Here is a 24,630-nt window from a genome sequence, read left to right as displayed (position 1 = left end):
AGAAAAACCCGCCGTAGCGGGTTTTCATGCTGAGGGCGCTGGCAGCGCTCAGAAGTCGCCCATCCCCGATCGGTACTTCACCCGACCCACGATATCGATGTGCTCGAGTTGCTCGGGCGGGACGATGAACGGGTCGTGCTTTTCCTTGTTGTCGCTCACCACGCGGATCGAGCCGTCGGGCAGGCGAAACAACCGCTTCACGAGCATCTCGCCGCAATACACCAACGCAAACACGCCCCCGCCCGTGGGGATGCGCCGGTCCGCCTTGTCGACGACCACCGTATCGTCGTCAAACAGGCGCGGTTCCATGCTGTCGCCACGCACCTTCACGGCCACCAGGTGCTTCGGGCTGGCGTCTAGCCGGCGGACGTAGTCGGCCTGAAATGGCAGTGGCTCTTTCTCTTCCACGTGCCATGTCTCTCGCCCGTTGCCGGCGGAAAGCGCTACGTCAACATGGGTGATGAGGATGGTCGTCTCGGTCGGCAATTCATCCAGGCTGTCGTACGTGGTGATGGGCCGCGCCGGAAAACCCTTGCTGTGCGCCGGCGCGCTGGCAGCCGTGCGAACGACATCGCCCGCGCTGCCGCCGGACGCTTGTGCAGCGGCATCGGAGAACGGCGTGTCCATGATGCGATCGGCAAACCCGAGCTTTTTCTCCAGCCGGCGCGCTGCGATGTCGCCAATGCTGCGGCCATCCTGATAGGTGCGCGACAGGAACTGCGCCACCTGCGAGCGCGAGTACCCGTACTGACGCTCGAACTCCGAGCGGTCACCGTTGACGAGGGTTTGGATCCAGTAGGTCAGCCACTGGCGGCGGTTGTCGTAGATGTCCATGGGGCGCATTAGAGCAAGAAACTTCTAACGTGTGGTTTAGAAATATCTTGACACTGTATTTTAGAATCATCTAAATTACAACCCATCGGCCTCCTTCTCGCCCATTCCGCCCATTCCGCGACTTCCCCGGGGCTGCCGGGCCGATCAATCCGAATCTCGTTCAATCCGCGCGCATCTGGCCGCGCGACTGGAGTCTCTTCACATGACTGTTGCCCAAACTTCGATGGATGTCTTCCGACGTGGCCGCACCACGTCAACCACCAAGCTGCAATGCGATCGCATTGCCGACTACGTGGCCCGCTCCGGCACCGCCACGATTGCTGAAATTGCGCAGGCGCTGCGCATTGAAAAGTCGAGCGTCTCGGCACGCCGCAGCGAATTGATTGCCGCCAAGCGGCTTGAACTGGCAGAGGAGCGCAAGTGCAGCGCCACGGGCCGCTGGGTGCAATCTGTGCGTGCGGTGCCCGTGCCGGAACGCCTCATGCAGTAGATGTGCGTGTCCCGATCTTGCGCTGGCTGCCGTGAATACAACGAACGCAGCAACAGCGCACGGCGCGAGTGACGCGTGCCGAACTCTGCCATCAATAAGCTGCCATCAATAAGCACTGAACAAAAAAGGAAGCAGGACATGGGAATCGAAGACCGTTTGGAAAACTGGAGTCGCGTGGTACGCGACCCGAGCTGGCAACCGCAATACTGCGCATCGTGGGCGCGCCTAGCCGTCGCCATGCGCGATGCCGGGACCGGCGCGCCGCAAGCCATCATCACCATCGACGTGAATGACGGCTGGCTGGTAGAGCGCGCCTGGCAAAAGATTGCCGACCCGGTAGCGAAGCGCTTGCTGCAGTACCACTACGTGCACCGGATGCCAGCAGAGATGGTGTGCCGCATCCTCGTGCGCAAGTACGGCGCATCGCCGCACACGCTCAAGCACTGGAAAGTGCGCCTGGCGAAGGCGCAGTCGATCATGTCGCACGTCATCGATTCGGAAGTCGCGCGCGTGCACATGACGAAGGCCGTGCGCGCGGCTGCTGCAGCGGTGCCAATGCACGCCTGAAAAATTTTTCGAATTTTTTTTCGAACACCGCTTGCACAGAACATATCCCCTTCGTATTCTGTTTCCCAGATGTTCGATTGCCCTCGCGGCGTAACCGGTTCAGACCGAGACATGCACCCCACCGGGGTGCATTGACTGTAAGCAGTCTTTAAACGACGCCTCTCAGCGTGTCGCAGCCATGGCCCACGGCAAGAGCGCGGCGTAGTCATCGACGGTTGTCGCCAGCGGGAGTTTCCTGAACAGCCAGACGAGATACTGGTACGGATCGAGGCTGTTGGCCTTACAGGTTTCGACCAGCGAGTAGAGATTGGCGCTTGCGTTGGCGCCGGCCACGGTGGTCGCAAACAGCCAGCCCTTTCTTCCGAGCACGAACGGACGGATCGCGTTCTCGCAGGGATTGTTGGAGATCGGCCATGTACCGTCCTCGACGTAGCGGGCGAGCTTGTGCCACTGGCCGTGGAGATACTGCATGGCTTTGCCCAGCAAGCTGCCAGGCACTACGGCCGGCATCTGCTCGCGCAGCAACGCTGCGATGGCCTGCAGGACGTGGGCGCTGTAGCGCTGGCGCAGCCGTTGTCTGCGCGCCGCCGGCCAGTCTGCCGAACGCGATTCCGCAGCGAACAACCTACCGATGAGCTTGACGAAGCGCGTAGCCGTCAACTGCGGCGTGCGCGCGGCTTTCGGCACCGCCTCCTCGGCCTTGATGAAGCCACGGCGCGCGTGAGCCCAGCAGCCCAAGTGGACGAGCTGGTTGTCGACGGCCAGGCCGTTGTAGAGTTCATAGCCGTCGGTGATCAATGCCGTGCCCGGCCGGATTCCGGCGTAGATCGCGCGGGCGTGCGCAGCGCCGCGCCCCGGCGCGTAACTGAACAGCCGCACGGGTGGTCCCGATCCGTTCATCTGCGCCCAGATATAGCTCTTGGCTTGCGCTCGGCGCCCTGGCTCCTTAAGGACCTGGAATGTCGTCTCGTCGCCATGGATCAGATCCGACTCGAACAGCGTATCGCGCAGCAGGTTGATCACGGGCTGCACCGCCAAGCCCACGCGGACCATGCTGGCGGCGATCGTGTTGGCCGAGATGTCGCCGCCGAAGCGGCGCAGCAAGCCGGCCTGACGGTACAGCGGCATGCCGAACTGGTACTTGCCCGTAGCGATCCACGCCAGCGCTGACTCGGTGAACAGCCCACGAGGGATGATGCGTGCCGGCGCCGGCGTGACCTTGATTCCCAGGTCGCAACACGGGCAGGCGTACTTGACGCGCTGGTGCTGGATGACGCGGACCTGTTCTGGAATCACGTCCAGTTGCTCGCTGGTTTCGACGCCGATCTCGACCAGCGCATGACCATCGTTGACGCAGAAACGCTCGGCCTCGGGCAGATCGTGACGCACCACTTCGCGAGGCAGATTGGGATCAAGCGGCTTGCGCCCGCGCTTCTTGCGCGTGTGCGCGGCGACCTTCGTGCCGGGGACATCCTCCTGTGCGGGTTGCGCGCTGGCCGTCAGTGCTTCGGCTTCGTTGAACAGACCGAGCTGGCCTGCATCGCGGGCCTCGCTGGTCGCGCCGAACAGTTCGCGGCGATAGGCACGCAACCGTTCCTCGGCCAGATCGCGTTCGGCCTTTGCCAAGCGCAGCTCGCCACGCAGCACATCGTGATCCCGCTGGAGCTGGCCAAGCGCCTCGCGCGCAGCCAGCAGTTCCTGGAGTTCCTCGGCGGCGATCGTGACGTTGATGGGCATGTCGGCTTGGACCGACATACCCAGGTGCGGTTCAGCTTGCGCGTGCGTAGAAACGCTGCGGATGCTTCTTGACCACGGCGATATCGATGCCGTCGAGCAACCAGTGCAGTTGCTCGACGCTCAGTTTGACGATGTCGGACGTGTCGGGCCAGATGAACCGGTCGGCCTCCAATCGTTTGAGCAACATCCAGAAGCCGTTGCCGCCCCAGCCGAGAATCTTGATGCGGTCGCGCCGGCGATTGCCGAACACGTACAAGGCTTGGGCCATCGGATTGAGCGCCATCGCCTGCTCGACCAGGATCGACAGGCCGTTGATGCCAAGCCGGAAGTCGACGGGCTCGCGATGCAGGAAGACCTTCAGGCCGTCGTCGAACCGGAACACGGCAGCCTCCCCAGCATCTGGACGATCGTGGCCAGTTCATCGAGATTGGCTTCGCCTAATTCGAACTCGACTCCATTGGGCAAACGCACGTGCAAGGCGATTGCCATGCCGACGCTGGGCGGTCGGCCTGCCAGCGATGCCGGCTCGGCGACAACGGGAACAAATGCATCTCGTGAGGGCGGCAACTCAATGGTGTCGGCGCCGCCTTCCTGCTCGTCGACAACCGCCGTAGTGCAGCGATGCTTGCGCTGGTGTGCTGCTATCCATGTCCTCACGAGATTCGGATTGACGCCATACTTCATTGCCGTGCGGGCGATAGAAGCTCCTGGCTTTAAGCAGGCTTGTATCAGTTCCTCTTTAGCCACCTCGTCATACTGCCGCCGGCCATCTCGCTTGCGGCCGATGACGAGGCGATCCTGCAAACTCTCTTCCCTTTCGTCCATGTGTGCACCTGTCCACGTTCATCAACATGGACACGTAGCATCTGTGAACCCTCAGCGCGACGCCAGGGCGTCAATAATTGACGCCTTACCATTGACTTACCCAGACGAAGCGAAGACGTAGCGAAGAAAAGCAGCCCGCCACCCAGCGGGCTTTTTTGTTGCCTCGCTTCGCTCACGCACACGCAATACCTGCCTCGATGTCACTGCACGGTGACGACTCGATCGAGGTGATCTCACCCCTTGATGCAACTCACTCGATCGATCGCGCCACGCTGCGCGCATCGATGAAGGCGCTTGTCTTATGGCAGATCTCTCCGATGTTTCCAACGCACTCGTCACGCTTGTCACAGGCGTGGTCTATCCGAACGGAACCAGCCAGCCGTCGATCACGGGCAACCCGGTGCTGGTCTACAGCGGCTGGCCCAACATGACGCAACTGAAGACCGACCTGCAGGCCGGCAAGGCGCATGTGTCGGTGTTTCCGAGCACGAGCCACCAGCGGCACAAGAGCACAGTCTTCTCGGATTGGACCGTGGCCACGCCACCCGCAAACACGCTGGCGCTGAGTGTGAGCGCGCAAACGGTCATGGTGAACGGCACCGTGAGTACGCCGCAGAACGCAGTGCTACTCGTTGATGGTCGCGCGTATGTGTATGCCGTGCAGGCCAGCGATACACCGGCCAGCATTGCGACGGCACTGGCCGCGCTGGTGGCGGTGGACCAACCCGCCACCGCTGCGGGCGCGTCCATCACTATTCCCCACGCGACCTACATCTCGCCGCGTGTGGGTGGCGTCGGCACCGTACAGCGCGAAACGCGCCGGCAGGAGCGCACGTTCCTCATCTCCACGTGGGCGAACAGCGCGGTGCCGCGTGACCTCCTCGCGGGCAAGGTCGATGCGGTGCTCTCGGGCATCGTGCGCTTGACGTTGCCCGACCAGGGCGCGGCGTTGCGCTACAAGCGCGGCCATCAACATGACGACCTGACGAATGGCATCTACCGGCGCGACCTGCGCTATGCCGTCGAGTACGCGACCATCGTGACCGACACGGCGTACCAGATCGCAACGGGCGTGGAGAACGTAACGGCCGGCGCGTCGATGGGTGCGCAGTTTCCTGTTCGAACCATCATGCAGTAGCGCAATCGCGGCCGTATTGCAGTCGAAGTCAACCCACCCGCGCCGCCCGTTTTATTCGGGCGGTTTTTTTATGTCCGGCCGCCTCTGTGCGGCCTTTTGTTTTTCTCACTCGGAGGCACGCATGCCGATCGTCCAGCAGGGCAGCATCAATACCACTGCACTCATCGTTCCGGACCTGTACGTCCAGATTGTTCCGCCGCAGGTCACCCTGCTCAACGGCGTTCCCACCAACGTGCTCGGCGTGGTCGGCACGGCCACCTGGGGCCCCGTCAACTCGCCGACGCTGATCGGCAACATGGCCATGTATGCACAGACGTTTGGCGCGATCCAGAATCGCACCTACGACATGGGCACCGCGGTGGCCGTGGCGGTGCAGCAGGGCGCTAACAACTTCCGCTGCGTGCGCGTGACCGACGGCACGGATACCGCCGCCACGGTGGTCGCCCAGACCAACGGCGTCACCTTCACCGCCAAGTACACGGGCTCGCTGGGCAACACCATTACGGTGGCGCTGTCGGCAGGTTCGGCCGCCAACACGTGGAAGGTGACCGTGGCCGCGCCCACGCTGTCGCCGGAAGTGTTCGACAACATCGGCGCGGGCCAGACCGGCAATGCGCTGTGGGTGGCGATTGCCAACGCCATCAACAACGGCGTGAGCGTGATGCGCGGCGCCTCGCAGATCATCACTGCCACCGCAGGCGCCAGCACCACCGCACCGACGGCGGCCACGCTGCAACTGGCAGGCGGCACCGATGGCGCGGCCACCATTACCGGCTCGGTGCTGCTCGGTCAGGACACCGTGCCGCGCAAGGGCATGTATGCGCTACGCAACCAGGGCGTGTCGATCGCCATGCTGGCCGACTGCGCCGATGCGACGACGTGGCCGACCCAGGTGGCGTTCGGCCTGTCCGAAGGCATCTACATGATCGGCACGGGCCCGAGCGGTGACACCATCGCCAATGCCGTGACGGCCAAGAGCACCGCCGGCATCGATTCGTACGCTTTCAAGCTGCTGTTTGGCGACTGGGTGTACTGGCTCGATACGGTGAACGGTGTGACGCGCCTGGTGTCGCCGCAGGGCTTTGTGGCGGGCTTGCTGGCCAACCTGTCCCCGCAGAACAGCAGCCTGAACAAGCCGATCTACGGCGTGGTCGGCACGCAGAAGACGTTCGCCAACCAGAGCTACAGCTCGGCCGAGTTGCAGGCGCTGATCCAAGCAGGCATCGATGTCGTCACCAACCCGGTGCCGGGCGGTGCGTACTTCGGTTGCCGCGCGGGCCACAACACCAGCTCGAACGCGCTCACGCAAGGCGACAACTACACGCGCATGACCAACTACATCGCCAGCACGATCAACGCGGGCATGGGTAAGTACGTTGGTCAGCTGCAGTCGGCCACGGTGCGCGCGCAGGCGGCGGCCACGCTGTCGAACTTCCTCAGCTCGATGGAGCAGCAGGGGATGATCGGCGCGGTCAATGGCGGCCCGGCGTTCTCGGTGCAGATCGATGCCAACAACAACCCGATGAACCGCGTAGCACTGGGCTACATGCAGGCCGACGTGAAGGTGGTCTACCTGTCGGTCATCGAGAAGTTCCTGGTGAACGTGGAAGGCTCGCAGGCGACGGTGATCCGCACCTCGACCGCGAACCAGTAACGCATCACGCCTTAATCAATCAACCTTCTGGCCTCGCATGGCGCGGGGCCATTTCCTTCCTTTTTGGAGAACGTTATGCCGATTCAAGGCTACTCCGTCGGTCGCGACTACACGCTGGTCATCCAGACCGCCAACGGCACGCTGCAGCCGAACAAGATCACCGCGTTCAAGAGCAAGCAGGATGTGACCGACGTGCGCGTCAAGCGCCTCGATGGCATCACCGACCACATCCGCTTCTTCGACGGCTGGTCGGGCTCGTTCGATGTGGAGCGCCAGGACGCGACGCTCGACAACTACTTCGCCCAACTCGAAGCGGGCTACTACGCCGGCGTGAACGAAGCGCCTGCGCAGATCTACGAAACGATCCAGGAAGCGAATGGCTCGGTTTCGCAGTTCCGCTACGACGGCGTGCTCATGACGCTGGCCGATGCCGGCAACCGCGCGGGCGACGCCACCATCAAGCAATCCGTCAACTTCGTGGCCTCGCGCCGCATCAAGGTGTCCTGATGACCAACGTGACCATTACGCCGATCAAGCCCTCCGAACAACTCATCAAGTCCGCTGTGAAAGAAGTGGTGGTGGACGATGCGCTGGGCCGCAAGATCACGCTGCGCAAACCGGGCCCGCTGGCCAACCTGGACTTTGCCAAGGCCGCGGGCGGCAGCGAACTGAACATGCTCTACCTGGCCGAGGTGGCGCACCTGAAGTTCGTCTCCGCCATTGATGGCGAGCCGGTGCCGACGCCGGCCTCCGAAGCGCAGCTGCGTGCGTTGTACCAACGCCTGGGCGAAGAGGGCAACGAAGCCGCGCAGCGTGGTGTGGCGGCCAGCTTCATCAACGTTGCCGCCTCGGAGTCCGAGCTAAAAAACTCCTGACGAACGGCCCGTTTCACGAGGCGATGTGGCTCGTGCATAACGGTGTTCCGTTCGACGTGGCGTTTTCACTGGACGACACCATGCGGCAGGCGATGGCCATCAAATGCAGCGAATTCCATGGCGCGGAGTTTGATTTGAAGACGATGTCTTTCAAGGAGCGCGAATGAACCTCTCGTTAGCAGAGATGGCGCGTCGCCTGACCGAGCTGGAGGCGCGGGTGCCAGAGGCGTTGTCGCAGGGGCTGGGCGCAGCCGCTGCGGCAATGGAGCAGGCGGCCCGCGCCAAGGCGGTGGAGAGCGCAGCGGCCGCCGGCATCACCGAGGCGGCGCGCGTCAATGCGCTGCGCGATTCCATCGGCCACACGGTCAAGGGGTTGGAGGCGGCCATCGGCTCCAACGCCGCACAGGCTGTCGCTCAAGAGCTTGGCAGTGCGCAGGCGCCACCGCATCCGTTGCTGGGTGTGGTGGCGAATGAGCAGGCCGATGCGTTGCAAAAGAGCGTGGGCGATGCGGTGGCGGCGGTTCTGGAGGGCCGCCAGAGTGTGTCCACCGCAAACGCACACACGTGAGATCGGTGGCCTCAACAGATGAAGGATTCCTATGAGCCTCGATGCTTACAAGGTTGGAATACAGATTGCGTTGGTGGATAACGTTTCGCGTGGGTTGGTGGCGATCGCCGCGCAATTCGAATCCGTCAACAAGGGTGCGGAGAAGCTGGAGACCCGGCTGGAGAAGGTCAAGAAGCTGATGGACTTCGGCAGCGGCTTGGCGAGGGCGGGCAACGAAACACTCCACATGTGGGACAAGCAGGTGGACGCCGCATCGAAGTACCACGCGGTGCTTGAGCGCATCAGCCGCTTCGACCCAGGCGCTGCAGCGGCGAACGAGAAGTTCCTCAAAGGCCTGGACGTCAAGGGCATGTCGCTCACGGATGTCGGGCAATTGTTTGGTGGGGCGCAGACCATTCTGCAGAGCTCGGCCCAGGCGCAGGACGTTACGAAACTGCTGGCCCAGGCGAGAACAGCGTTTGGGGCGGCAACCGGCGTCAAAGACGGTGCGCAACTCGACAGCATGGCGCTGACTGCGCTGAAGGCTGCGCAGATGCGCGACGGCGTGATCGGCAAAGACGGCAAGATCGACGTGAAGAAGGTGGAAGAGACCTTCGACATGCTGGTCAACTCAGCATTGGCCAGCGGCGGCGGTGTGCTGCCGAAGGACTACCTGGAGGCCATGCAGGGCGGCAAGCTTTCTGGCGCGCTGAAGCCGTCTGAGGCAACAGCGTTTGGGCTGAAGCAGTTCATGCAAGCCAATGGCGGCTCGAAGGCCGGCGTGGATGCCATGTCGGCGCTCCAGGGCTGGGCGGCAGGCAACATGTCCGCCACCGTTGCGCACGAGCTGCAGCGCGTCAAGCTGCTGGACCCGAAGGCCGTGCATCGCGACAAGGCGGGGCGCATCACCAGTGTGGATGCGACGGGTATGACGAACGCAGCGAACTTCGCCAACAACCCGCTTCAGTACCTGCTGGACGAGATCGTGCCGGCGCTGAAAAAGAGCGGCTTTAGCGGAGACAGCCTCAACACCAAGCTGGGCAGCCTGCTCGGCATGAAGGGTGAGAAGAACATCCTGCAGCAGCTCGAGCATGAGAAGGACCGAGCGGGGCTGTATCTGCAGAACGCCAAGAATGGGCCGGGCACTGTCAAGCTTTACGAAAAGGAAAACGAAGGGCTGGAAGGCAAGTTGAAGGACTACGAAGCCAAGAAGACGAACCTCAATATCGCGCTTGGGGAGCACATCCTGCCGTTGGCGATTTCGGGGTTGGAGAAGTTCAACAGCATGCTCGATGGCATCACGAAGTGGGCGCAGGAGAATCCAGGCACAACGAAGACACTCATGGCCCTGGCTACGGGCCTAACCTTTTTGTCTAAGGCAAGCTCGACGCTTTCTTCGTTGCCTTTGCCGGGCGGCGGAGGCAAGGGCGGTGTTGGCAAAGGCGTACTGCAGAAGGTATTGAACGCTGCAGGCTCGGTTGCGACGCGCGGAGGCAAATTTCTTGGGCGGGTAGCAGGCATGGGACTCAAAGTCGCCGGCCGCGTTGGCGCGTCTGCGCTTCGCATGGGCGGGGGATTGGCGCGAGGAGCGCTGGGTGCCATGGGAGCCATCACCAGGTCGCCGCTCGCTAGAGGAGCGCTCGGCATCCTTGGCCGAGTGGGTGCAAGAGGAGCACTGGGGCTATTGGGGCCGATTGGCTTGGCAGCGGGCGTTGCTCTGACAGGCTGGGAGATCTATCAAGCAGTCAAAGGGGCAAAAGGAAGTCCAGCTAGCTCGCCAGCAAAGCAAGCGAATGACTCTGCCAGCAGTACGGTGAAGGTGCCAGAGACGAAGCTCATCTACCTCAAGGGCGATGTGACGATGGACGGTCGCTCCGTCGGCCAGGTGGTCTGGAAACAGATCGAAGGCAATCTGGCGCGCCCGCAAACCGGCGCCAGCAACTTCAACACTGGCATGAACCTCATGCCATCCGGACTCTGATCAACCATGGCCGACTTCACTCTCAAACTCGGACAGAATTTCCAATTCAAGGATCTGGAAATTCCCGAAACCATCTCCTTTGGCGGCACGCAAAAGCTGGCCATGCATGACTTGGTGGGCGGCACGCGGGTGATCGATTCGATGGGGGCATTCTGTGCGCCCGTCGAGTGGTCTGGCTGGCTGCTCGGTACAGAAGCACTCGCTCGCGCCCGCGAGCTGGACGATCTGCGCGTGAGCGGCAAGGAACTGGTGCTGCAGTGGTCCGAGATCTGCTACATCGTCGTCATCCGCGAGTTTCGCGCGGATTTCCAGCGCGCCTACAAGATCCCCTACAAGATCACGTGCGAGGTGTCGAGTGACATGTCCAAGTACACGATGCCGGATGAAGGTACCGGCATCGACGGCCTGGTCAAAAGCGACGCCGCAGCCATGACCGACATGGCCAGCACCATCGGAGACAGCAAACTATCCAGCTTGATCGACTCGGCCAACTCGGCGATCGACACGGTGGCGAGCTTTGCCAACGCTGCGCAGTCCACGCTCAGCAACGTGCTGCAGAAGGTGACGGCCGTGCGGGACCGTGCGCAGGCATTGGTTGCCTCCGCCAACAGCGAGCTGATGAAGGTGGCCACGCTGGGCGGCATCCTGCCGAACAATCCGGTGGCGCAGCAGGTGGCGAAGCTCAATGGCCAGATCAACTCGGCGCTGAGCTTGCCCGTGCTGGTTCAGCTCGATCGCGTTGCGGGCCGCATGCAGACCAATATCGCGTCGGTCTACAAGAGCGCCAAGCATGTGGTGACAGCCGGTGGTGACCTGATGAAGCTCGCCGCCAAGGAGTACGACGACGCGATGGCATGGACGAGCCTCGCCAAGGCCAACCCCGAGCTGTTGTGGGACCCCCTGGTGCAAGGCGTCAAAACCCTGATCGTGCCGCCCCACAAAGACACGGCCGGTGGTTTGCCCAATCCATAGCGCGCCGTTCTCATCAACCGGACAGCCCCGCCATGCGGGGCTTTTTTCTTATGAGCCTGAACAAGCTACCCGTGATACCCGATGTGCGGCAGCCCCGCACGATCGTGAAGGTGGGCGGCGAACGTGTGCCGGCATGTGTGAGCTGGTCGGTCCTGAGCAACTCGTATGAGCAGGCGGATACGTTCCAGATCACGCTCGCCGCCGGTGCCTTGCCGCCCGATCGCGATGCGAACTGGTTTTCCAGCCAGCTTGCGTTAGAGGTCGAGATCTTTGCCGGCTTTCCGCCGAATCCGCTGCAGTACGACGAGACCACGCTGCAAAGCCTGATCTATGGTCGTGTGGATAGCGTCGAACTGGACCCAGTCTCCGCGCAGCTCACGCTGAGCGGCCGGGACCTGACGGCGTTGTTCATTGACGCGCAGGTGACGTTGCAGTTTCAGAACATGACGGCGTCGAAGGTTGCTGAAAAGCTGGCCGCGGCACACGGCTTGCAAGCCGTTGGTCCGGAGACGAAGCGGCTGATCGGCAAGACCTACGCGCACGACAACGTCAGCCTGACGGCGCAACGCACCGAGTGGGACCTGCTTGCCGCATTGGCGCGCGAAGAGGACTTCCTCTGCTACGTGAGTGGCAAGACGCTCTACTTCGCGCCGCGCTTGCAAGGGCCTGCGTTGCCCTACGAGTTGCGATGGGCACGCGACGAAAACGGCAACCCGGCCGCCAACGTGTCGAGCCTGCAACTGTCGCGCGACCTGACGGTGGCCAAGGGCGTGACGGTGGAAGCGCGTTCGTGGAATGCGAAGCAAGGCAAGAAATTCACGGCCCGCTACAGCAATGCGCCTGGCGGTGGCAAAGGCCAAAAGCCGACCCATACCGTTGAGCGTAACGGCATCGACCAAGCTGGCGTCAAGCGCTTGGCCAAGCAGAAGTTCGACGAGGTCGCGCAGCACGAAATGAAGCTGCGCGCGCGCTTGCCTGCCGACCACCTGCTCACACCCACTGACATCGTCAGCCTGACCGGCACCGGCACTAACTTCGACCAGGGCTACCTGATCGACAGCATCACCCGCAGCATGAGCCTGAGCGAGGGCTACGTGATGGAGGTGTCGGCCAAGAACATCAACAAGGACACGAGCCAATGATTCAACAGCTTCGCAACCAGATGGTGCTCGCCGCGATGATGGCGCAGTCCAGTCGCGCGGAGAACCGCATGGGCATCGTCACCAGCTACGACCCTGGCACGGCCTCTGCGCGCGTGCGCCTCCAACCTGAAGACACCGCCGACCCGGAGCGCTCGCTGACCGGCTGGATGCCTGTTGCCACTGCCTGGGTCGGCAATGGCTGGGGCATCGATGCGCCGGTCAGCCCGGGCGATCAGGTGGAGGTGCAATTCCTGGGCGGCGACATCGAGAACGGTGTCATCTGCGCGCGCCTGTTCAGCGATCAGGCGCGGCCGACCGGTGCGCAATCGGGCGAGTTTTTTCTCACGCATGCCTCGGGCTCCAAGCTGCAGTTCCACAACGACGGCACGGTCACGCTCATCAGCGCGGGCACGCTCACCAGTCAGGCCACGCAGTGGAATCACACGGGGCCGGTGCAGATCGACGGCACGCTGGTGGTCACGCAAACCATCACGGGCCAGGCGGGCATGGCGGTGTCGGGCAACAACGGCAGCGGCAACTCGATGAGCATCAGCGGCAACACGCAGTTCAGTGGGCAGGTGTCGGCCAATGGCCATCGGATTGACGATACGCACCGCCATACCGGCGTGCAGTCCGGGTCCAGCAACACCGGGAGCGTGGCATGACGCAGCAACTGCTGAACGACGTGAACCACTGGGTGGGCGGCGACGTCACCGTGTCACCCACTGGCGACCTGGGCCTTGCCAGCGCGGACCTGCGCACGCAGCAACGCATCGTGCGGCGCCTCGTCACCAACCCGGGCGATTACATCTTCCACACCGACTACGGCGCAGGCCTGCCGCAGAAGATCGGCGAGACGCTTGATGTGCCGGCGCTGCGCGGGCTCATCCGCGCGCAGATCCTGCAGGAAGCGGGCGTTGCGCAAAGCCCCGAGCCGCAGGTGGACGTGGCGGCCATCACCGGCGGCGTGAGCGTGCGCATCTTGTACAGCAGCGCGATCACGCGCGAGCCGGTGTCCCTTCAATTCAATGTGAGCAAGTGATCCATATGTCCATTCAGACGCAAGACTGGGTGACGCTCGTGCGCAACCAGGTGGCGGCCATCCAGGGCTATGCCAAGGTGCTGGTCGACTTGACTGTCGGGTCGGTGCTGCGCGCCGTCGTCGAGGCCAACGCGGCGGTCACAGTGTGGCTGCAGGGTTTGATCCTGCAAGTCATGGCCATTACGCGCGCGTCCACTTCAAGCGGGGCCGACCTCGATTCGTGGATGAGCGATTTCGGTTTAACGCGCCTGGCGGCGGTGCCCGCCACGGGCAGCGTGACTTTCTCGCGCTTCACGGTCACGCAGCAGGTGCTGGTGCCGCTTTCGGCGATGGTGCAGACGGGCGATGGCACGCAGCAGTTCAACGTAGTGGTGGATACGACCAACCCTGCGTATAGCGCCACGCTCGGCGGCTATGTCATTGCTGCAGGCACCGCCAGCGCGACCGTGCCGGTGCAAGCCGCGACGCCCGGTGCGGCAGGCAATGCGGTGGCGGGTGCGGTATCCACCATCGTCGGTGCGATCTCCGGTGTGGATACCGTCAGCAATTCGGCCACGTTCGTAAACGGCGCAGATGCCGAGCCTGACACAGCGTTCCGCTCGCGCTTCATCGCCTACGTGGCGAGCCTGTCGAAAGCCACAAAGACGGCCATCGGCTCCGCCATCGCAAGCGTCAAGCAGGGGCTGACCTACGTGATCCTGGAGAACCAGACCTACGCCGGCTTGCCGCAGAACGGCACCTTCATCGTCATCGTGGATGACGGTACGGGCGCGCCCACGTCAACGTTGCTTGCCAGCGTGAGCAACGCGGTGGATGCGGTGCGGCCAGTGACGAGCACGTTCTATGTGTATGGGCCGGTCGTGGTGAACGCGACGGTCTCCATGAGCATCGCGACCGCTGCGGGCTATACGCATCAGACCATCGCGGCACAGGTGCAGGCGGCGTTGCTGAACTACATCAACAGCCTGCCACTAGGTACGCCGTTGGCGTATTCGCGGCTGGCTCAGGTGGCGTATGACGCGTCACCGGCGGTGACCAACGTCACGAGCACGTTGCTCAACGGCAGCACAGCGGACTTGCCTGCCACGAGCTTGCAAGTCATCAAAACCACAGCCAACTCCATCACGGTGACGTAATGGCAACCGGTGACCAACAAGACATCTTCGCGCGCATACGAGGGTATCTGCCGCGCTGGTTTGGCGATGTGGCGCAGTCGCCCATCCTCAACGGATTGCTGCAGGGCCTTGCGTACAGCGGTGCCTACGTCTACGGCCTGTATGCCTATGCCAAGCAGCAAACGCGCATCCTGACCGCCACCGATGGCTGGCTCGACATGATTGCGGCTGATTTCTTCGGCCTGTCGATCCGGCGCAAGACGGGCCAGTCCGATGCATCGTTCCGCGCCAACATCGTCGCCAACCTGTTCCGTGAACGCGGCACACGCAACGCCATCATCCGCGTGCTGACGGACCTGACCGGGCGCGCGCCGACCATCATCGAGCCCAGCCGCCCCGCAGACTGCGGCGCCTACGATGCGCCCAACAGCGGCTACGGCATGGCCGGCGCATACGGGCAGGTCTCGCTGACGTATCAGGCGTTCGTGCAGGCGTATCGCCCGCTCGGCAGCGGCATCCCCAACGTAGCTGGCTACAGCATCGTCACCACCGGCTACAGCGTGCCGTCGCAAGGCGAATATGTTGACCCGTCGATGAGCAGCAACACCGTGTCGGATGCCGACATCTACGCCGCCATCGAATCGGTGCGGCCCGCCGCTTCCATCATCTGGACGCGCATCAGTTCGTAGGCGCGCACCCACGCGTTTTTCCTCACCACCGACAGCCCGGCAACCCGCTGGGCTTTTTCTTTTGGAGAACAGTCTTGGATCGTCAGATTGTCTACAGCGGCCAGGTGCCGCAAACCACGGACCTGCTCAACACCAACCGGCAGACCATGATCGGGCTGGCGAAGCTGTGCTCGGACTTGTTCGGCACGTCCACTGTCGTCTCGGGCCTGGGCTGCGTGCCCACCACGCCCGCGTCGATGAGCGTGACCGTCAACCCCGGCCAGATCTACCAGCTCGCCAACGTGGATGGCACGGCGTACAGCGCGCTGCCGGCGGACACCACGCATAGCTTGCTCAAGCAGGGCATCCTCATGGATGCGCAGTCGTTCATCCTCTCGGCGCCCGCCACGGCCGGCTACAGCCAGAACTACCTGATCCAGGCCGCGTACCTGGAGAACGACATCAACAACGTCGTGCTGCCGTACTACAACAGCGCGAATCCGTCGCAGGCATTCAATGGGCCGGGCGGCAGCGGCAATGCACAGCCGACCACGCGTGCGGGGCAGGTGTCGTTGCAGCTCGTTGCCGGCACGGCCGCCACCACCGGCACGCAGACGACGCCTGCAGTGACGGCGGGCTACGTTGGCCTCGCCATCATCACCGTGGCCAATGGGCAGAGCGCGATCACGGCGGCCAACATCACCGCCTATCCGAACGCGCCCACTGCACCGACGGGCGGTTTCCTGGCGGCGATTGGCGAGCGCTACTCCAGCATCCAGAACGTCGCCGCATCGAGCACGCTCACCACGGCGGCACTCGGCGCACTGGTGAACGTCACCGCTACCGGCCAAGCCATCACGCTGCCGCCGGCTGCCAACTGCCCGAATGGCACGAGCGTCTGCGTGACGTACATGCAAGCCAGCGGCTCGACCACCGTCACGCGCAATGGCACCGATACGCTCGCGTTCGGCCAGGGCAGCAGCGCCAACAGCCTCGCGCTGAATCCGGGTGAGGCGGTGCAGTTTGTGTCGAATGGGGTGAATGGGTGGGTGAGTGCTGGGCAGACGTTGACCACTGGGGTGACGCCGGCGCAGTTTGATAACAGTACGAAGGTGGCTACGACGGCTTTCGTTAAACAGAATGGCGCATCGTTAGCCGACGTGGTTGCAATCAGCAGTGCGGCAGCTATGGATACCACATATGCAAACAAACTTGTCGTTTTTCAAAATGCGACTTCGAACTTTGCTGTAACGCTTCCACTAGTGGCCGCCTGTTCGGTCGGTACGGTCCTTCGATTCCTGAATATCACTTCATACAGTATTACGCTGGCCCGCTCCGGTTCAGACACGATCAATGCGTCGGCAACATCTCTCGTTATTGGTCCCGGCGATACGCTGACGTTAGTAAGAAGTTCAGCAAATACAGTCTGGCTATCCGTTGATGGGTCCGCAAATTTAGTGCTGTCTTCAGGCGCATTCGGTTCCATCCTGTCAGGTAACGGCTATCAGAAGCTTCCTAGCGGTTTGATTTTGCAGTGGGGGATGAACCAGGGAACCACGGCTTCCTATCAAACGTATTCATTCCCGATCGCATTTCCGAACAACGTCTATTCAATGGTTGTGACGACAAACAATGTCAATACCCAATATACAGGGCGAGTCAATGTTCTTTCGCTTTCACAATTCCAGATCGGTAACTCCAACGGTCAAGGTTCTTGGGCCGCAGACGTCGTTTCCTGGATCGCAATGGGGCGCTAAATCATGACCGCAAAATTCGCAGCATATGACCTGAATGGTCACATCACGGCCTACTACGACAGCATCGACAGCCCGGTCCCCGAAGGTGTGACCAACGTCATCGAGATCACGCAAGACGAGTGGCTTGCCTGCATCAATCAGCCCGGCTACACGGTGGTGGACGGCGCACTTGGCGCGCCATTGCCCCCGACCGCTGAGGAACTGCTTGTACAAGCGCGCACGATGCAAACCATCAAACTCAGCACCGCCTGCGCCGACGCGTTGACCACCGGCTTCACCTCCTCCGCCCTAGGCGTCGCACTCACCTACCCATCCCAAGACAACGACCAACGCAACCTGCAAAGCGCAGTCAGCGCAGCCGCTACCGCATCGCCGGGCTGGACCATCCCGCTCTGGTGCGCGGATGGCGATCACTGGTCCTTCACCTCGCACACCGCCGCGCAACTCCAGCAAGTCAACGCCGACTGGCTGGCCCATCGCGTCGCCGCGCAGCAGAAGTACGCGGACCTGGTCGCCAAGATCAAAGCCGCCACCAGCATTGAAGAGGTGCAAGCCATCACCTGGTAAGCACCGTCATCTCAGCAACACAGCCCGCCTTCGCGCGGGCTTTTTTCTTTTCCGGGGGAACCATGTCTGAACCCATCAGCAGCAGCGCCGCAGCGGGGGCTGCGGGCGCGGCGGCCTTCAAGGCGCTTGGCGGGTCTGCGGCTGTGGCGGGTGCCGCCAGCGCGCTCGCCACCATCGTCGTCATGGTGATGACGTTGCCACGCGCACGCGGCGAGTGGGCCGTGGCGCTCATCTCCACCGTCATCGCCAGCGTGGGCGGTGGGGCCACCGTCATCCAGTACTTCGGGGTGGCGCATTGGATCGGCTCGGCCAACGGCACCATGGCACTCGGCGGCATCTACTTCGTCTGCGGCCTGCCCGGCTGGGCGGTTGTGCGCTGGGTCTTCAACTTCATCAACAAGCGGCGCGATGCCGACCTCGCCGAGGTCGTCGACGACGTGCGCGAATCCATGCACAAGGCAAGCCATGGCTGAACCGCTTCTGACTGCGGCGCAACTGCGCGCCGTCATGCCCAATGCCGGTGGGCGCGCCGATGTGTTCGCGCCCGTCCTGGCCGACGTACTGCTGTTTCGGCAGATCAACACGCCCGCCCGCATCGCCGCGTTTCTTGCGCAGGTCGGGCACGAATCGGGGCAACTGCGCTACGTGCGTGAACTGTGGGGCCCGACGCCCGCGCAACGCGGGTACGAGGGCCGCGCAGATCTCGGCAATACGCAACCCGGAGACGGCAAGCGCTTTCTCGGCCGCGGCCTGATCCAGATCACCGGCCGCGCCAACTACCGTGCCTGCGGCATCGCCCTGGGTTTGGATCTGGAAGCGCAGCCCGAGCTGCTGGAACTGCCAGAGCACGCCACCGCATCGGCCGCATGGTTCTGGCTGCGCAATGGGCTCAATCGATTTGCGGATCAGGACACCGACGCCGCCTTCGTACAACTGACGCGCCGGATCAACGGCGGCACCAACGGTCTCGACGATCGACGTGCGCTGTGGGCGCGCGCCCGCGCCGTGCTTGCAGGAGGGGCCGCGTCATGAGCCTGCTTGATCCGCGCTTGTGGGGCGGCGCCATCCTCGCGTTGGTGCTGGCGTTCGGCTTTGGCTACGGCGCGGGGGATCTGCATCGGCGGCATGTCGAGCGATCACAAGCGCTGCAGGCCAAGGTGGCTGCCGCACAAACCGAAACCCGCCAAGCCAACGTCACCGCCCAGGTGGTCGACCACGCCGCGCAAGCCCAGACGCGCATCCAGACCGTGTTCCGAGACCGCATCCTCTACCGAGACCGCGAGGTACCCCATGAAGTCGTTGTGCACGACGATGCTGCTTGCCGTATCCCTGGCCGCTTTGTCGGCATGTGGAACTCCGCCAATCGCGCCGAGCTTCCCACCGCCGCCGGCCTCCTTGATGAAGCCGCCAGTGGCGTTGTCCTCTCTGACGTTGAAGCCCAGCACGAGCACGAGGCTGAAGCCTTCCACGCCAACGCCCAGCAATTGAAGGATTTGCAGGATTGGGTAGCGGGGCAGATGGAGGCGGCGAAGCCTCAATAACCGTTCGATGTAGCGGCTTGCCCGGGCGCCAGCATCGCGCTGGCAGCCCTCAATCGATGATGTCTGCGCAGGCGTCCGTGGGTGCGGCGGCCACATGCCCGACCAGCGGCACCATTTTCAAGCCGGCCGATGCTACGCGGCACGGCGCGGCAACCACGCCACAGCCTGAGAGAAGGGCGGCGCCCAGCAGGGCAGCCACTAGCAGAAGACGTTTCATCGTGCGTACGTTCGATTGGAATGTTGCGCAGTGTGGCACAGAGTCACGCGCGCACTTGTGCGCGTTTGTATCCGGAAATGACAATCCCCCGCGCAGGCCGCAGCGATTGTGCGACGCAGAAAGATGCAACAATCGGGGTGGTTCGTTCAGCGCACAACGCTGGCTTTTGCTGAAAAAGTCACATGATTGGTTTGCGCAAACAAAGCCGCCAAGCCTTGCTGTAAGCCACCAAACCACTGCTGGCGCGGGTTTTCCCGTAATTCCAGATATCACAACAATAAATTGTCTGTCGCGACATTTATTGTCTGAACAGGCTCGCCTACGATGACTTCATCGAATGCGGCGCCGCAGCGAAAACCGGTCTCGAAACGAGCCACTGCCCGACGCGCTGCGCCCATCCCGGAGAAGACATCATGAAAGCCCAACGCACCCTGATTGCAGCCCTGATCGCCCTGGCCACCGTGCCCGCACTGGCCGCCACGAAGTTCGACGTGTACACGCAAGGCGCCGCAGTCGGCCAACGCTTCGACGTCTATACGCAAGGCGCGAAGGCGGGGAGCAAGTTTGATCCGTACACCGAAGGCGCCAAGGTGGGCGACAAGTTTGACCCGTACACCCAAGGCGCGCTGGCCCGCGCTGGCAAGTTCGACCCCTACACCGAAGGCGCCAAGGTCGGTGACAAGTTCAACCCGTACACCGATGGTGCTGCCGCCTAAGGCAATGCCCCTGAGCCACCGACGGCTCATCCGCTCAGCAAGACGCCCGCATTTAGCGGGCGTTTTTGTTTGGGCGCGACACGTGCTGACATCAAGAGCAGGTATAAATGGGAGCCCGCGCGGTATCGATGAACCCCGCGCTGCCGACGGCGTCTGACCACCATCGATGCGCAAGACCCTACATGATGCAGGCCTCTCACTGTCTTTCTGTTCTTTGCCGCAAAGCGCGCACGTTGGGCGGCCTTTCTGCGCTGATGGCAGCGGCCGCGCTGGCCGGTTGCGCCACCGTCACACCGGGCCCGTTCCAGATCACCGTGCGAGATACCGACGATACGGTGCTGGAGCAGTTCCAATTCCAGGCGGGCTCGTACAACTCGCTGGAGATCGCCATCGTCGGCATGTGCCGCGTGTACCCGGACGCCACCGTCACCGCGGACCAACTGCAGACGCACGAACGGGTGCAGGAGCGTTGCAAGCGCTCCTTCGCGTCCATGCTGACGCTGTCTTGAAGCGGCTACCATGTGGCCTCAATTTGATGCTCGAAACGCACAAGAGGCCCATGTGACTGCGCAAGACGAGTCCTTTCCGATTTCACGATTTGCCGCTGCCCGGCCGCGCCTGTTGCTGGCGTTTGCGCTGGGCGCGATCGTTGGCGTGGTGGTACCAGGGGGGCAGGGCTGGCTCACACGCACGCTGCTCGGCTGGGATGCCGCGGTGTGGACGTACCTGATCCTGATCGCCGTGATGATGCTGCGGGCAGACCCGCGCCGCATCCGTGCCGTGGCCCGGCGTGAAGACGCGAGCGCCTCGGCGGTGCTGGCCGTGGTATGCCTGGGCGTGATTGCCAGCATGGTGGCGATTGCGTTTGAGCTGGTGACAGCCAAGTCCGCGGGCCATGCGCAAGCGTGGCACTACGCGCTGACCGGCGTGACGGTGGTCGGCGCATGGCTGATGGTCCCGATGATGTTCACCGTGCACTATGCGCACCTGTACTACCGCACGCCCAATGCGCCGCCGCTGCAGTTTCCCGACCGCGAACTCGAGCCCAATTACTGGGATTTCCTCTACTTCTCCTTTACGATCGCGGTCGCCAGCCAGACGGCAGATATCAGCATCCGATCGCGCGCCATGCGCCGGGCGGTGCTGGGGCAATCGCTGCTGTCGTTCTTCTTTAATACGAGCATTCTTGCGCTCTCCATCAACATTGCTGCCGGCCTGTTTTCATGACGAAGCTTCCTCCCAATAACCACGCCCGCGCCATTCGGGCGGTCAGCTATGTACTCGTGGCCGCCATGATCGTGACGGTGCTCTGGCTGCGCCTGCTGCCGGCTGCCATTGCGGGCTTTCTGGTCTATGCGCTGTCACGCAAGCTGGAGGCGAAGCTGCGCCAGCGGCGCGTTTTTTCCCGGCATGCCAAGGCGTTGGCGGTGGTCGGGGTGTTCGTGATCGCCACGCTCATCCTCGCGGGCATCGGCCTGGGCATCGGCCGACTGGTGGAGCATGGGCACGGGTTGGAGGGCATGCTCACGCGGGTGGCTGACGTGCTGGACAACCTGCGCGCTTCGCTGCCGGCATCGGTGGCGGACTACATCCCGAACTCCGTATCGGACCTGCGCGTGCGTCTGGTGGAGATGTTGAAGGAGCATGGCCATCAGGTGTCCACGGTCGGTATCGACGGGCTGCGCCACAGCGTGCTGGCACTGATCGGGTTGATCCTGGGCGCCATGGTGGCGTGGTCGGACAGGCCCGACCCCGCGCGCCACAAGCCGCTGGCTGCAGCATTGCTGAACCGTCTGGGCCGGCTGACTGCTGCATTTGAAGCGGTGGTGTTTGCGCAGGTGAAGATCTCCGCGCTCAACACTGCGCTGGCGGCGATCTATCTGGTTGGCGCGTTGCCGCTGTTCGGGCAACACGTGCCGTATTCCAAATCGCTGATCCTGCTGACCTTCGTGGCGGGGCTGATTCCGGTGGCAGGCAACCTCATCTCCAACACAGCCATCGTGGTGATGAGCGTGACGGCATCGCTGGAACTGGCGGTGGCTTCGCTCATCTTCCTGATGGTGGTGCACAAGCTGGAGTACTTCGTGAACGCGCGCATCATCGGCAGCCGCATCGATGCGCGCGCGTGGGAGTTGATTCTGGCGCTGATCGTGATGGAAGCACTGTTTGGCGTGGGCGGCGTGATTGCCGCCCCGGTGCTGTACGCCTACATGAAACGCGAGCTGACGGACGCCGGGTTGATCGGCTGACACGTCAGTGCTGTGGTGATGCGCCAGCGCTCCTCGCGCTGACGGCATCGGCAGAAAAGAGCGCGCCCTACGGGACGAGGGGCGCGCAATAACTCGCTGACCGAGAGACGTCAGCGAGCCGAGGGCCGGTACACGGGGACGAAGCGGGCGGTGGGCGCGTGGCGGTGCCGGTCCATTCCACCGCTTCGGACGTGACGAAGCAGCAGACGACGCGGTCGTCGAGCAAGGCCAGATAGAAGAGGTTTCCCATCGCGCGGCATAGCGTTCCCGTTAGCAGGATCTTCATCGCTCCCCTTCCTTGGCTGACCAATGTGCTGCATCCGTTGGATGCGCCACCGGTTCGGATTGCGGAGTGCTGGGCGTGTTAATGCAATGGCGCACGCATTGGCTCCGTCTTGGCCGTCAGCACTGGCGCAGGAGCGTCGTGCAGGGGCCTATGCTGGCGAGTATAGAAAGCGTCTCCTGAGCGGCCATGCTCCGAACGGAGTAACCGCGCGCGCGAAAATGGCTAACAGGTTAGCTACCTGCCGAGGCAAGCGCGGCGCGGGTTTGCGGGAAATCGGAGCGCCACGGAGCATGAATGGCGCCGCTGCGCCTGACGCTTCTGCCTGGACAGTAAATTGTCCGATTTGCGCTAATCATTGTCGAACTTGCGGTAACGCGCCTGCACTATTTAGGCGCATGATTGACGGCTCCTCGCTGCAATTTTTTGACCGCAAACGTCCCCATGGAAACCACCGCAAACGGTACCGCCGCTGATGTGCCCACGCCTGCGGCGCCCCCCGCCCTGCAGGCCGGCACCGCCGGTACAACCGGCTTTGGCGTGATTGGCGCCATCAGCTTCGCGCACTTTCTCAACGACATGATGCAGTCGTTGATCCTGGCGATCTATCCGCTGCTCAAGGGCAACTTCCATCTCGACTTCTCGCAGATCGGGCTGATCACGCTCGTGTATCAGATCACCGCCTCGCTGCTGCAGCCGATGGTCGGGCTCTATACCGACAAGCATCCGAAGCCGTATTCGTTGTCGGTGGGCATGGGCTTCACGCTGGTGGGGCTGGTGTTGATGTCGGTGGCACCGAACTTCGGTACGTTGCTGCTGGCGGCGGCGCTGGTGGGTACGGGCTCGTCGATCTTCCATCCGGAATCGTCACGTGTGGCGCGCATGGCGTCGGGTGGGCGGCATGGGTTGGCGCAATCGCTGTTCCAGGTGGGCGGCAATGCGGGCAGTGCCATGGGTCCGCTGCTGGCGGCGCTCATCATCATGCCGTATGGGCAGCACAGCCTGGCGTGGTTCTCGATTGCGGCGCTCATCGCCATCTTCGTGCTCTATCACGTGGGCGGCTGGTACAAGCGCGAGCGCGCTGCGGGCCATGGTCGCAAGGCGGGTGGCCGTGCGTATGCAGCGGTCAAGCTGTCAGGCCAGCAGGTGGCGTTTGCCATGCTGCTGCTGGTCGTGCTGCTGTTCTCTAAGTACTTCTACTTGGCGAGCCTGAATAGCTATTACACGTTCTACCTGATCACCAAGTTCCACCTGTCGGCGCAGACGTCGCAGCTGTTCCTATTCCTCTTCCTGTTCTCGGTGGCGGTGGGCACGATCGTCGGTGGGCCGATTGGCGACCGCGTTGGCCGCAAGGTGGTGATCTGGGTGTCGATCCTGGGTGTGGCGCCGTTCACGCTAATGCTGCCGTACGCCAACCTGTTCTGGACGGCGGTGCTGACGGTCGTCATCGGACTGGTGCTGGCCTCGGCATTCTCGGCCATCCTCGTGTATGCGCAGGAACTGATTCCCGGCAAGGTGGGGATGGTGTCAGGCCTGTTCTTCGGGTTTGCGTTCGGGTTGGGTGGCATTGGCGCCGCGGTGCTCGGCAAGTTGGCCGATGCGACGGACATCTACAACGTGTATCACCTGTGCTCGTTCCTGCCGCTCATCGGGCTGCTGACAGTGTTCCTGCCGGACATCGAGCGTAAGGGGCGCTTGCACACAGCCTGATCG

30 protein-coding genes are annotated in these 24,630 nt (G+C 62.9%); 25 read left to right on the top strand and 5 right to left on the bottom strand.

What is annotated here, in order from left to right; all coding sequences use genetic code 11:
* Positions 1–48: 48 nt before the first annotated feature.
* Positions 49–834, bottom strand: coding sequence for a S24 family peptidase (locus ACN9M1_RS22440; protein WP_426399052.1), 786 nt, complete (start codon positions 832–834; stop codon positions 49–51).
* A 202-nt stretch (positions 835–1,036) separates the two neighbouring features.
* Between ACN9M1_RS22440 and ACN9M1_RS22435 the strand changes: the two genes are divergently transcribed.
* Both ACN9M1_RS22435 and ACN9M1_RS22430 read left to right on the top strand, forming a co-directional pair.
* Positions 1,037–1,324, top strand: a complete 288-nt coding sequence (locus ACN9M1_RS22435; protein WP_426399051.1) for a MarR family transcriptional regulator — start codon at positions 1,037–1,039, stop codon at positions 1,322–1,324.
* A gap of 138 nt (positions 1,325–1,462) precedes the next feature.
* Complete coding sequence (locus ACN9M1_RS22430; protein ID WP_426399050.1) at positions 1,463–1,891, top strand: hypothetical protein; 429 nt, start codon at positions 1,463–1,465, stop codon at positions 1,889–1,891.
* A gap of 162 nt (positions 1,892–2,053) precedes the next feature.
* Here the strand turns inward: ACN9M1_RS22430 and tnpC are convergent, their stop codons facing one another.
* The 3 genes from tnpC to tnpA are packed head-to-tail and all read right to left on the bottom strand — an operon-like array spanning position 2,054 to position 4,453.
* On the bottom strand, positions 2,054–3,628 hold the full coding sequence (gene tnpC, locus ACN9M1_RS22425) for an IS66 family transposase (protein ID WP_426398811.1): 1,575 nt from the start codon (positions 3,626–3,628) through the stop codon (positions 2,054–2,056).
* Positions 3,629–3,659: 31 nt separating this feature from the next.
* On the bottom strand, positions 3,660–4,010 hold the full coding sequence (tnpB, locus tag ACN9M1_RS22420) for an IS66 family insertion sequence element accessory protein TnpB (protein WP_426396465.1): 351 nt from the start codon (positions 4,008–4,010) through the stop codon (positions 3,660–3,662).
* Positions 3,986–4,453 carry an IS66-like element accessory protein TnpA gene (gene tnpA / locus ACN9M1_RS22415; protein WP_426396463.1) on the bottom strand — a complete coding sequence of 156 codons (468 nt, stop codon included), beginning with the start codon at positions 4,451–4,453 and terminating at the stop codon, positions 3,986–3,988. The genes tnpB and tnpA overlap by 25 nt, the downstream gene beginning before the upstream one ends.
* Positions 4,454–4,754: 301 nt before the next feature.
* Between tnpA and ACN9M1_RS22410 the strand changes: the two genes are divergently transcribed.
* The 18 genes from ACN9M1_RS22410 to ACN9M1_RS22325 all read left to right on the top strand — a co-directional run bounded on the left by ACN9M1_RS22410 (position 4,755) and on the right by ACN9M1_RS22325 (position 19,452).
* Positions 4,755–5,591, top strand: coding sequence for a hypothetical protein (locus tag ACN9M1_RS22410; RefSeq protein ID WP_426399049.1), 837 nt, complete (start codon positions 4,755–4,757; stop codon positions 5,589–5,591).
* Positions 5,592–5,712: 121 nt separating this feature from the next.
* Positions 5,713–7,245: a phage tail protein gene (locus ACN9M1_RS22405; RefSeq protein ID WP_426399048.1), complete on the top strand. Its 1,533-nt coding sequence runs from the start codon at positions 5,713–5,715 to the stop codon at positions 7,243–7,245.
* Positions 7,246–7,320: 75 nt separating this feature from the next.
* Entirely contained in the window at positions 7,321–7,752 is a 432-nt protein-coding gene (locus ACN9M1_RS22400; protein ID WP_366170265.1) for a hypothetical protein, read from the top strand.
* Positions 7,752–8,120, top strand: coding sequence for a hypothetical protein (locus tag ACN9M1_RS22395; protein WP_426399047.1), 369 nt, complete (start codon positions 7,752–7,754; stop codon positions 8,118–8,120). The genes ACN9M1_RS22400 and ACN9M1_RS22395 overlap by 1 nt, the downstream gene beginning before the upstream one ends.
* Positions 8,121–8,152: 32 nt before the next feature.
* Entirely contained in the window at positions 8,153–8,287 is a 135-nt protein-coding gene (locus ACN9M1_RS22390; RefSeq protein ID WP_260803557.1) for a hypothetical protein, read from the top strand.
* Positions 8,284–8,688: a hypothetical protein gene (locus ACN9M1_RS22385; RefSeq protein WP_426399046.1), complete on the top strand. Its 405-nt coding sequence runs from the start codon at positions 8,284–8,286 to the stop codon at positions 8,686–8,688. Before ACN9M1_RS22390 ends, ACN9M1_RS22385 begins: the two co-directional genes overlap by 4 nt.
* A gap of 31 nt (positions 8,689–8,719) precedes the next feature.
* The gene (locus ACN9M1_RS22380) at positions 8,720–10,648 is read left to right on the top strand and encodes a phage tail tape measure protein (RefSeq protein ID WP_426399045.1); all 1,929 of its coding nucleotides are present in this window, start codon (positions 8,720–8,722) and stop codon (positions 10,646–10,648) included.
* 6 nt (positions 10,649–10,654) lie between these two features.
* Positions 10,655–11,620, top strand: coding sequence for a hypothetical protein (locus ACN9M1_RS22375; protein ID WP_426399044.1), 966 nt, complete (start codon positions 10,655–10,657; stop codon positions 11,618–11,620).
* Between the two features lie 50 nt (positions 11,621–11,670).
* Positions 11,671–12,762, top strand: coding sequence for a phage late control D family protein (locus ACN9M1_RS22370; RefSeq protein WP_426399043.1), 1,092 nt, complete (start codon positions 11,671–11,673; stop codon positions 12,760–12,762).
* Positions 12,759–13,427, top strand: a complete 669-nt coding sequence (locus tag ACN9M1_RS22365) for a phage baseplate assembly protein V (RefSeq protein WP_426399042.1) — start codon at positions 12,759–12,761, stop codon at positions 13,425–13,427. The genes ACN9M1_RS22370 and ACN9M1_RS22365 overlap by 4 nt, the downstream gene beginning before the upstream one ends.
* Positions 13,424–13,804 carry a phage tail protein gene (locus tag ACN9M1_RS22360; RefSeq protein ID WP_426399041.1) on the top strand — a complete coding sequence of 127 codons (381 nt, stop codon included), beginning with the start codon at positions 13,424–13,426 and terminating at the stop codon, positions 13,802–13,804. The genes ACN9M1_RS22365 and ACN9M1_RS22360 overlap by 4 nt, the downstream gene beginning before the upstream one ends.
* Positions 13,805–13,809: 5 nt before the next feature.
* Positions 13,810–14,940, top strand: coding sequence for a baseplate J/gp47 family protein (locus ACN9M1_RS22355; RefSeq protein ID WP_426399040.1), 1,131 nt, complete (start codon positions 13,810–13,812; stop codon positions 14,938–14,940).
* Positions 14,940–15,608, top strand: coding sequence for a hypothetical protein (locus ACN9M1_RS22350; RefSeq protein ID WP_426399039.1), 669 nt, complete (start codon positions 14,940–14,942; stop codon positions 15,606–15,608). The genes ACN9M1_RS22355 and ACN9M1_RS22350 overlap by 1 nt, the downstream gene beginning before the upstream one ends.
* Positions 15,609–15,754: 146 nt before the next feature.
* Positions 15,755–17,344 (top strand): gp53-like domain-containing protein, encoded by a 1,590-nt coding sequence (locus ACN9M1_RS22345; protein WP_426399038.1) that lies wholly within the window; start codon positions 15,755–15,757, stop codon positions 17,342–17,344.
* 3 nt (positions 17,345–17,347) lie between these two features.
* The gene (locus ACN9M1_RS22340) at positions 17,348–17,911 is read left to right on the top strand and encodes a hypothetical protein (protein WP_426399037.1); all 564 of its coding nucleotides are present in this window, start codon (positions 17,348–17,350) and stop codon (positions 17,909–17,911) included.
* A gap of 62 nt (positions 17,912–17,973) precedes the next feature.
* The gene (locus ACN9M1_RS22335) at positions 17,974–18,384 is read left to right on the top strand and encodes a hypothetical protein (protein ID WP_426399036.1); all 411 of its coding nucleotides are present in this window, start codon (positions 17,974–17,976) and stop codon (positions 18,382–18,384) included.
* On the top strand, positions 18,377–18,943 hold the full coding sequence (locus tag ACN9M1_RS22330) for a glycoside hydrolase family 19 protein (protein WP_426399035.1): 567 nt from the start codon (positions 18,377–18,379) through the stop codon (positions 18,941–18,943). Before ACN9M1_RS22335 ends, ACN9M1_RS22330 begins: the two co-directional genes overlap by 8 nt.
* Entirely contained in the window at positions 18,940–19,452 is a 513-nt protein-coding gene (locus ACN9M1_RS22325; protein ID WP_426399034.1) for a hypothetical protein, read from the top strand. Before ACN9M1_RS22330 ends, ACN9M1_RS22325 begins: the two co-directional genes overlap by 4 nt.
* Positions 19,453–19,501: 49 nt before the next feature.
* Here ACN9M1_RS22325 and ACN9M1_RS22320 read toward each other — a convergent pair whose 3' ends face one another.
* Positions 19,502–19,669, bottom strand: coding sequence for a DUF6726 family protein (locus tag ACN9M1_RS22320; RefSeq protein ID WP_426399033.1), 168 nt, complete (start codon positions 19,667–19,669; stop codon positions 19,502–19,504).
* A gap of 413 nt (positions 19,670–20,082) precedes the next feature.
* On the opposite strand from ACN9M1_RS22320, the gene ACN9M1_RS22315 reads away from it, so the two are divergent.
* The 5 genes from ACN9M1_RS22315 (at position 20,083) to ACN9M1_RS22295 (ending at position 24,627) form a co-directional block, all read left to right on the top strand.
* Positions 20,083–20,385 (top strand): hypothetical protein, encoded by a 303-nt coding sequence (locus ACN9M1_RS22315; protein WP_426399032.1) that lies wholly within the window; start codon positions 20,083–20,085, stop codon positions 20,383–20,385.
* Between the two features lie 107 nt (positions 20,386–20,492).
* Positions 20,493–20,894: a hypothetical protein gene (locus ACN9M1_RS22310; protein ID WP_426399031.1), complete on the top strand. Its 402-nt coding sequence runs from the start codon at positions 20,493–20,495 to the stop codon at positions 20,892–20,894.
* A 52-nt stretch (positions 20,895–20,946) separates the two neighbouring features.
* Positions 20,947–21,612 carry a DUF1345 domain-containing protein gene (locus ACN9M1_RS22305; protein ID WP_426399030.1) on the top strand — a complete coding sequence of 222 codons (666 nt, stop codon included), beginning with the start codon at positions 20,947–20,949 and terminating at the stop codon, positions 21,610–21,612.
* The gene (locus tag ACN9M1_RS22300; RefSeq protein WP_426399029.1) at positions 21,609–22,634 is read left to right on the top strand and encodes an AI-2E family transporter; all 1,026 of its coding nucleotides are present in this window, start codon (positions 21,609–21,611) and stop codon (positions 22,632–22,634) included. The genes ACN9M1_RS22305 and ACN9M1_RS22300 overlap by 4 nt, the downstream gene beginning before the upstream one ends.
* Before the next feature lie 727 nt (positions 22,635–23,361).
* Positions 23,362–24,627, top strand: a complete 1,266-nt coding sequence (locus ACN9M1_RS22295) for an MFS transporter (protein WP_426399028.1) — start codon at positions 23,362–23,364, stop codon at positions 24,625–24,627.
* Positions 24,628–24,630: the final 3 nt, after the last annotated feature.

This window comes from Ralstonia sp. R-29 (genome assembly GCF_049913345.1).
Lineage (GTDB): Bacteria > Pseudomonadota > Gammaproteobacteria > Burkholderiales > Burkholderiaceae > Ralstonia.
Note: the sequence above shows the minus strand (reverse complement) of the source record. Positions and strands in the feature narration are given on the sequence as shown.

Coding starts and splice junctions, on each gene's coding strand:
- ACN9M1_RS22315 (WP_426399032.1), top strand. CDS start 20,083: ATGAAAGCCCAACGCACCCTGATTGCAGCCCTGATCGCCCTGGCCACC.
- ACN9M1_RS22380 (WP_426399045.1), top strand. CDS start 8,720: ATGAGCCTCGATGCTTACAAGGTTGGAATACAGATTGCGTTGGTGGAT.
- ACN9M1_RS22375 (WP_426399044.1), top strand. CDS start 10,655: ATGGCCGACTTCACTCTCAAACTCGGACAGAATTTCCAATTCAAGGAT.
- ACN9M1_RS22405 (WP_426399048.1), top strand. CDS start 5,713: ATGCCGATCGTCCAGCAGGGCAGCATCAATACCACTGCACTCATCGTT.
- ACN9M1_RS22440 (WP_426399052.1), bottom strand. CDS start 834: ATGGACATCTACGACAACCGCCGCCAGTGGCTGACCTACTGGATCCAA.
- ACN9M1_RS22370 (WP_426399043.1), top strand. CDS start 11,671: ATGAGCCTGAACAAGCTACCCGTGATACCCGATGTGCGGCAGCCCCGC.
- ACN9M1_RS22435 (WP_426399051.1), top strand. CDS start 1,037: ATGACTGTTGCCCAAACTTCGATGGATGTCTTCCGACGTGGCCGCACC.
- ACN9M1_RS22365 (WP_426399042.1), top strand. CDS start 12,759: ATGATTCAACAGCTTCGCAACCAGATGGTGCTCGCCGCGATGATGGCG.
- ACN9M1_RS22410 (WP_426399049.1), top strand. CDS start 4,755: ATGGCAGATCTCTCCGATGTTTCCAACGCACTCGTCACGCTTGTCACA.
- ACN9M1_RS22360 (WP_426399041.1), top strand. CDS start 13,424: ATGACGCAGCAACTGCTGAACGACGTGAACCACTGGGTGGGCGGCGAC.
- ACN9M1_RS22400 (WP_366170265.1), top strand. CDS start 7,321: ATGCCGATTCAAGGCTACTCCGTCGGTCGCGACTACACGCTGGTCATC.
- ACN9M1_RS22430 (WP_426399050.1), top strand. CDS start 1,463: ATGGGAATCGAAGACCGTTTGGAAAACTGGAGTCGCGTGGTACGCGAC.
- ACN9M1_RS22325 (WP_426399034.1), top strand. CDS start 18,940: ATGAGCCTGCTTGATCCGCGCTTGTGGGGCGGCGCCATCCTCGCGTTG.
- ACN9M1_RS22310 (WP_426399031.1), top strand. CDS start 20,493: ATGGGAGCCCGCGCGGTATCGATGAACCCCGCGCTGCCGACGGCGTCT.
- ACN9M1_RS22345 (WP_426399038.1), top strand. CDS start 15,755: ATGATCGGGCTGGCGAAGCTGTGCTCGGACTTGTTCGGCACGTCCACT.
- ACN9M1_RS22395 (WP_426399047.1), top strand. CDS start 7,752: ATGACCAACGTGACCATTACGCCGATCAAGCCCTCCGAACAACTCATC.
- ACN9M1_RS22320 (WP_426399033.1), bottom strand. CDS start 19,669: ATGAAACGTCTTCTGCTAGTGGCTGCCCTGCTGGGCGCCGCCCTTCTC.
- ACN9M1_RS22385 (WP_426399046.1), top strand. CDS start 8,284: ATGAACCTCTCGTTAGCAGAGATGGCGCGTCGCCTGACCGAGCTGGAG.
- ACN9M1_RS22295 (WP_426399028.1), top strand. CDS start 23,362: ATGGAAACCACCGCAAACGGTACCGCCGCTGATGTGCCCACGCCTGCG.
- ACN9M1_RS22355 (WP_426399040.1), top strand. CDS start 13,810: ATGTCCATTCAGACGCAAGACTGGGTGACGCTCGTGCGCAACCAGGTG.
- ACN9M1_RS22300 (WP_426399029.1), top strand. CDS start 21,609: ATGACGAAGCTTCCTCCCAATAACCACGCCCGCGCCATTCGGGCGGTC.
- ACN9M1_RS22340 (WP_426399037.1), top strand. CDS start 17,348: ATGACCGCAAAATTCGCAGCATATGACCTGAATGGTCACATCACGGCC.
- tnpA (WP_426396463.1), bottom strand. CDS start 4,453: ATGGACGAAAGGGAAGAGAGTTTGCAGGATCGCCTCGTCATCGGCCGC.
- ACN9M1_RS22330 (WP_426399035.1), top strand. CDS start 18,377: ATGGCTGAACCGCTTCTGACTGCGGCGCAACTGCGCGCCGTCATGCCC.
- ACN9M1_RS22350 (WP_426399039.1), top strand. CDS start 14,940: ATGGCAACCGGTGACCAACAAGACATCTTCGCGCGCATACGAGGGTAT.
- tnpC (WP_426398811.1), bottom strand. CDS start 3,628: ATGCCCATCAACGTCACGATCGCCGCCGAGGAACTCCAGGAACTGCTG.
- ACN9M1_RS22335 (WP_426399036.1), top strand. CDS start 17,974: ATGTCTGAACCCATCAGCAGCAGCGCCGCAGCGGGGGCTGCGGGCGCG.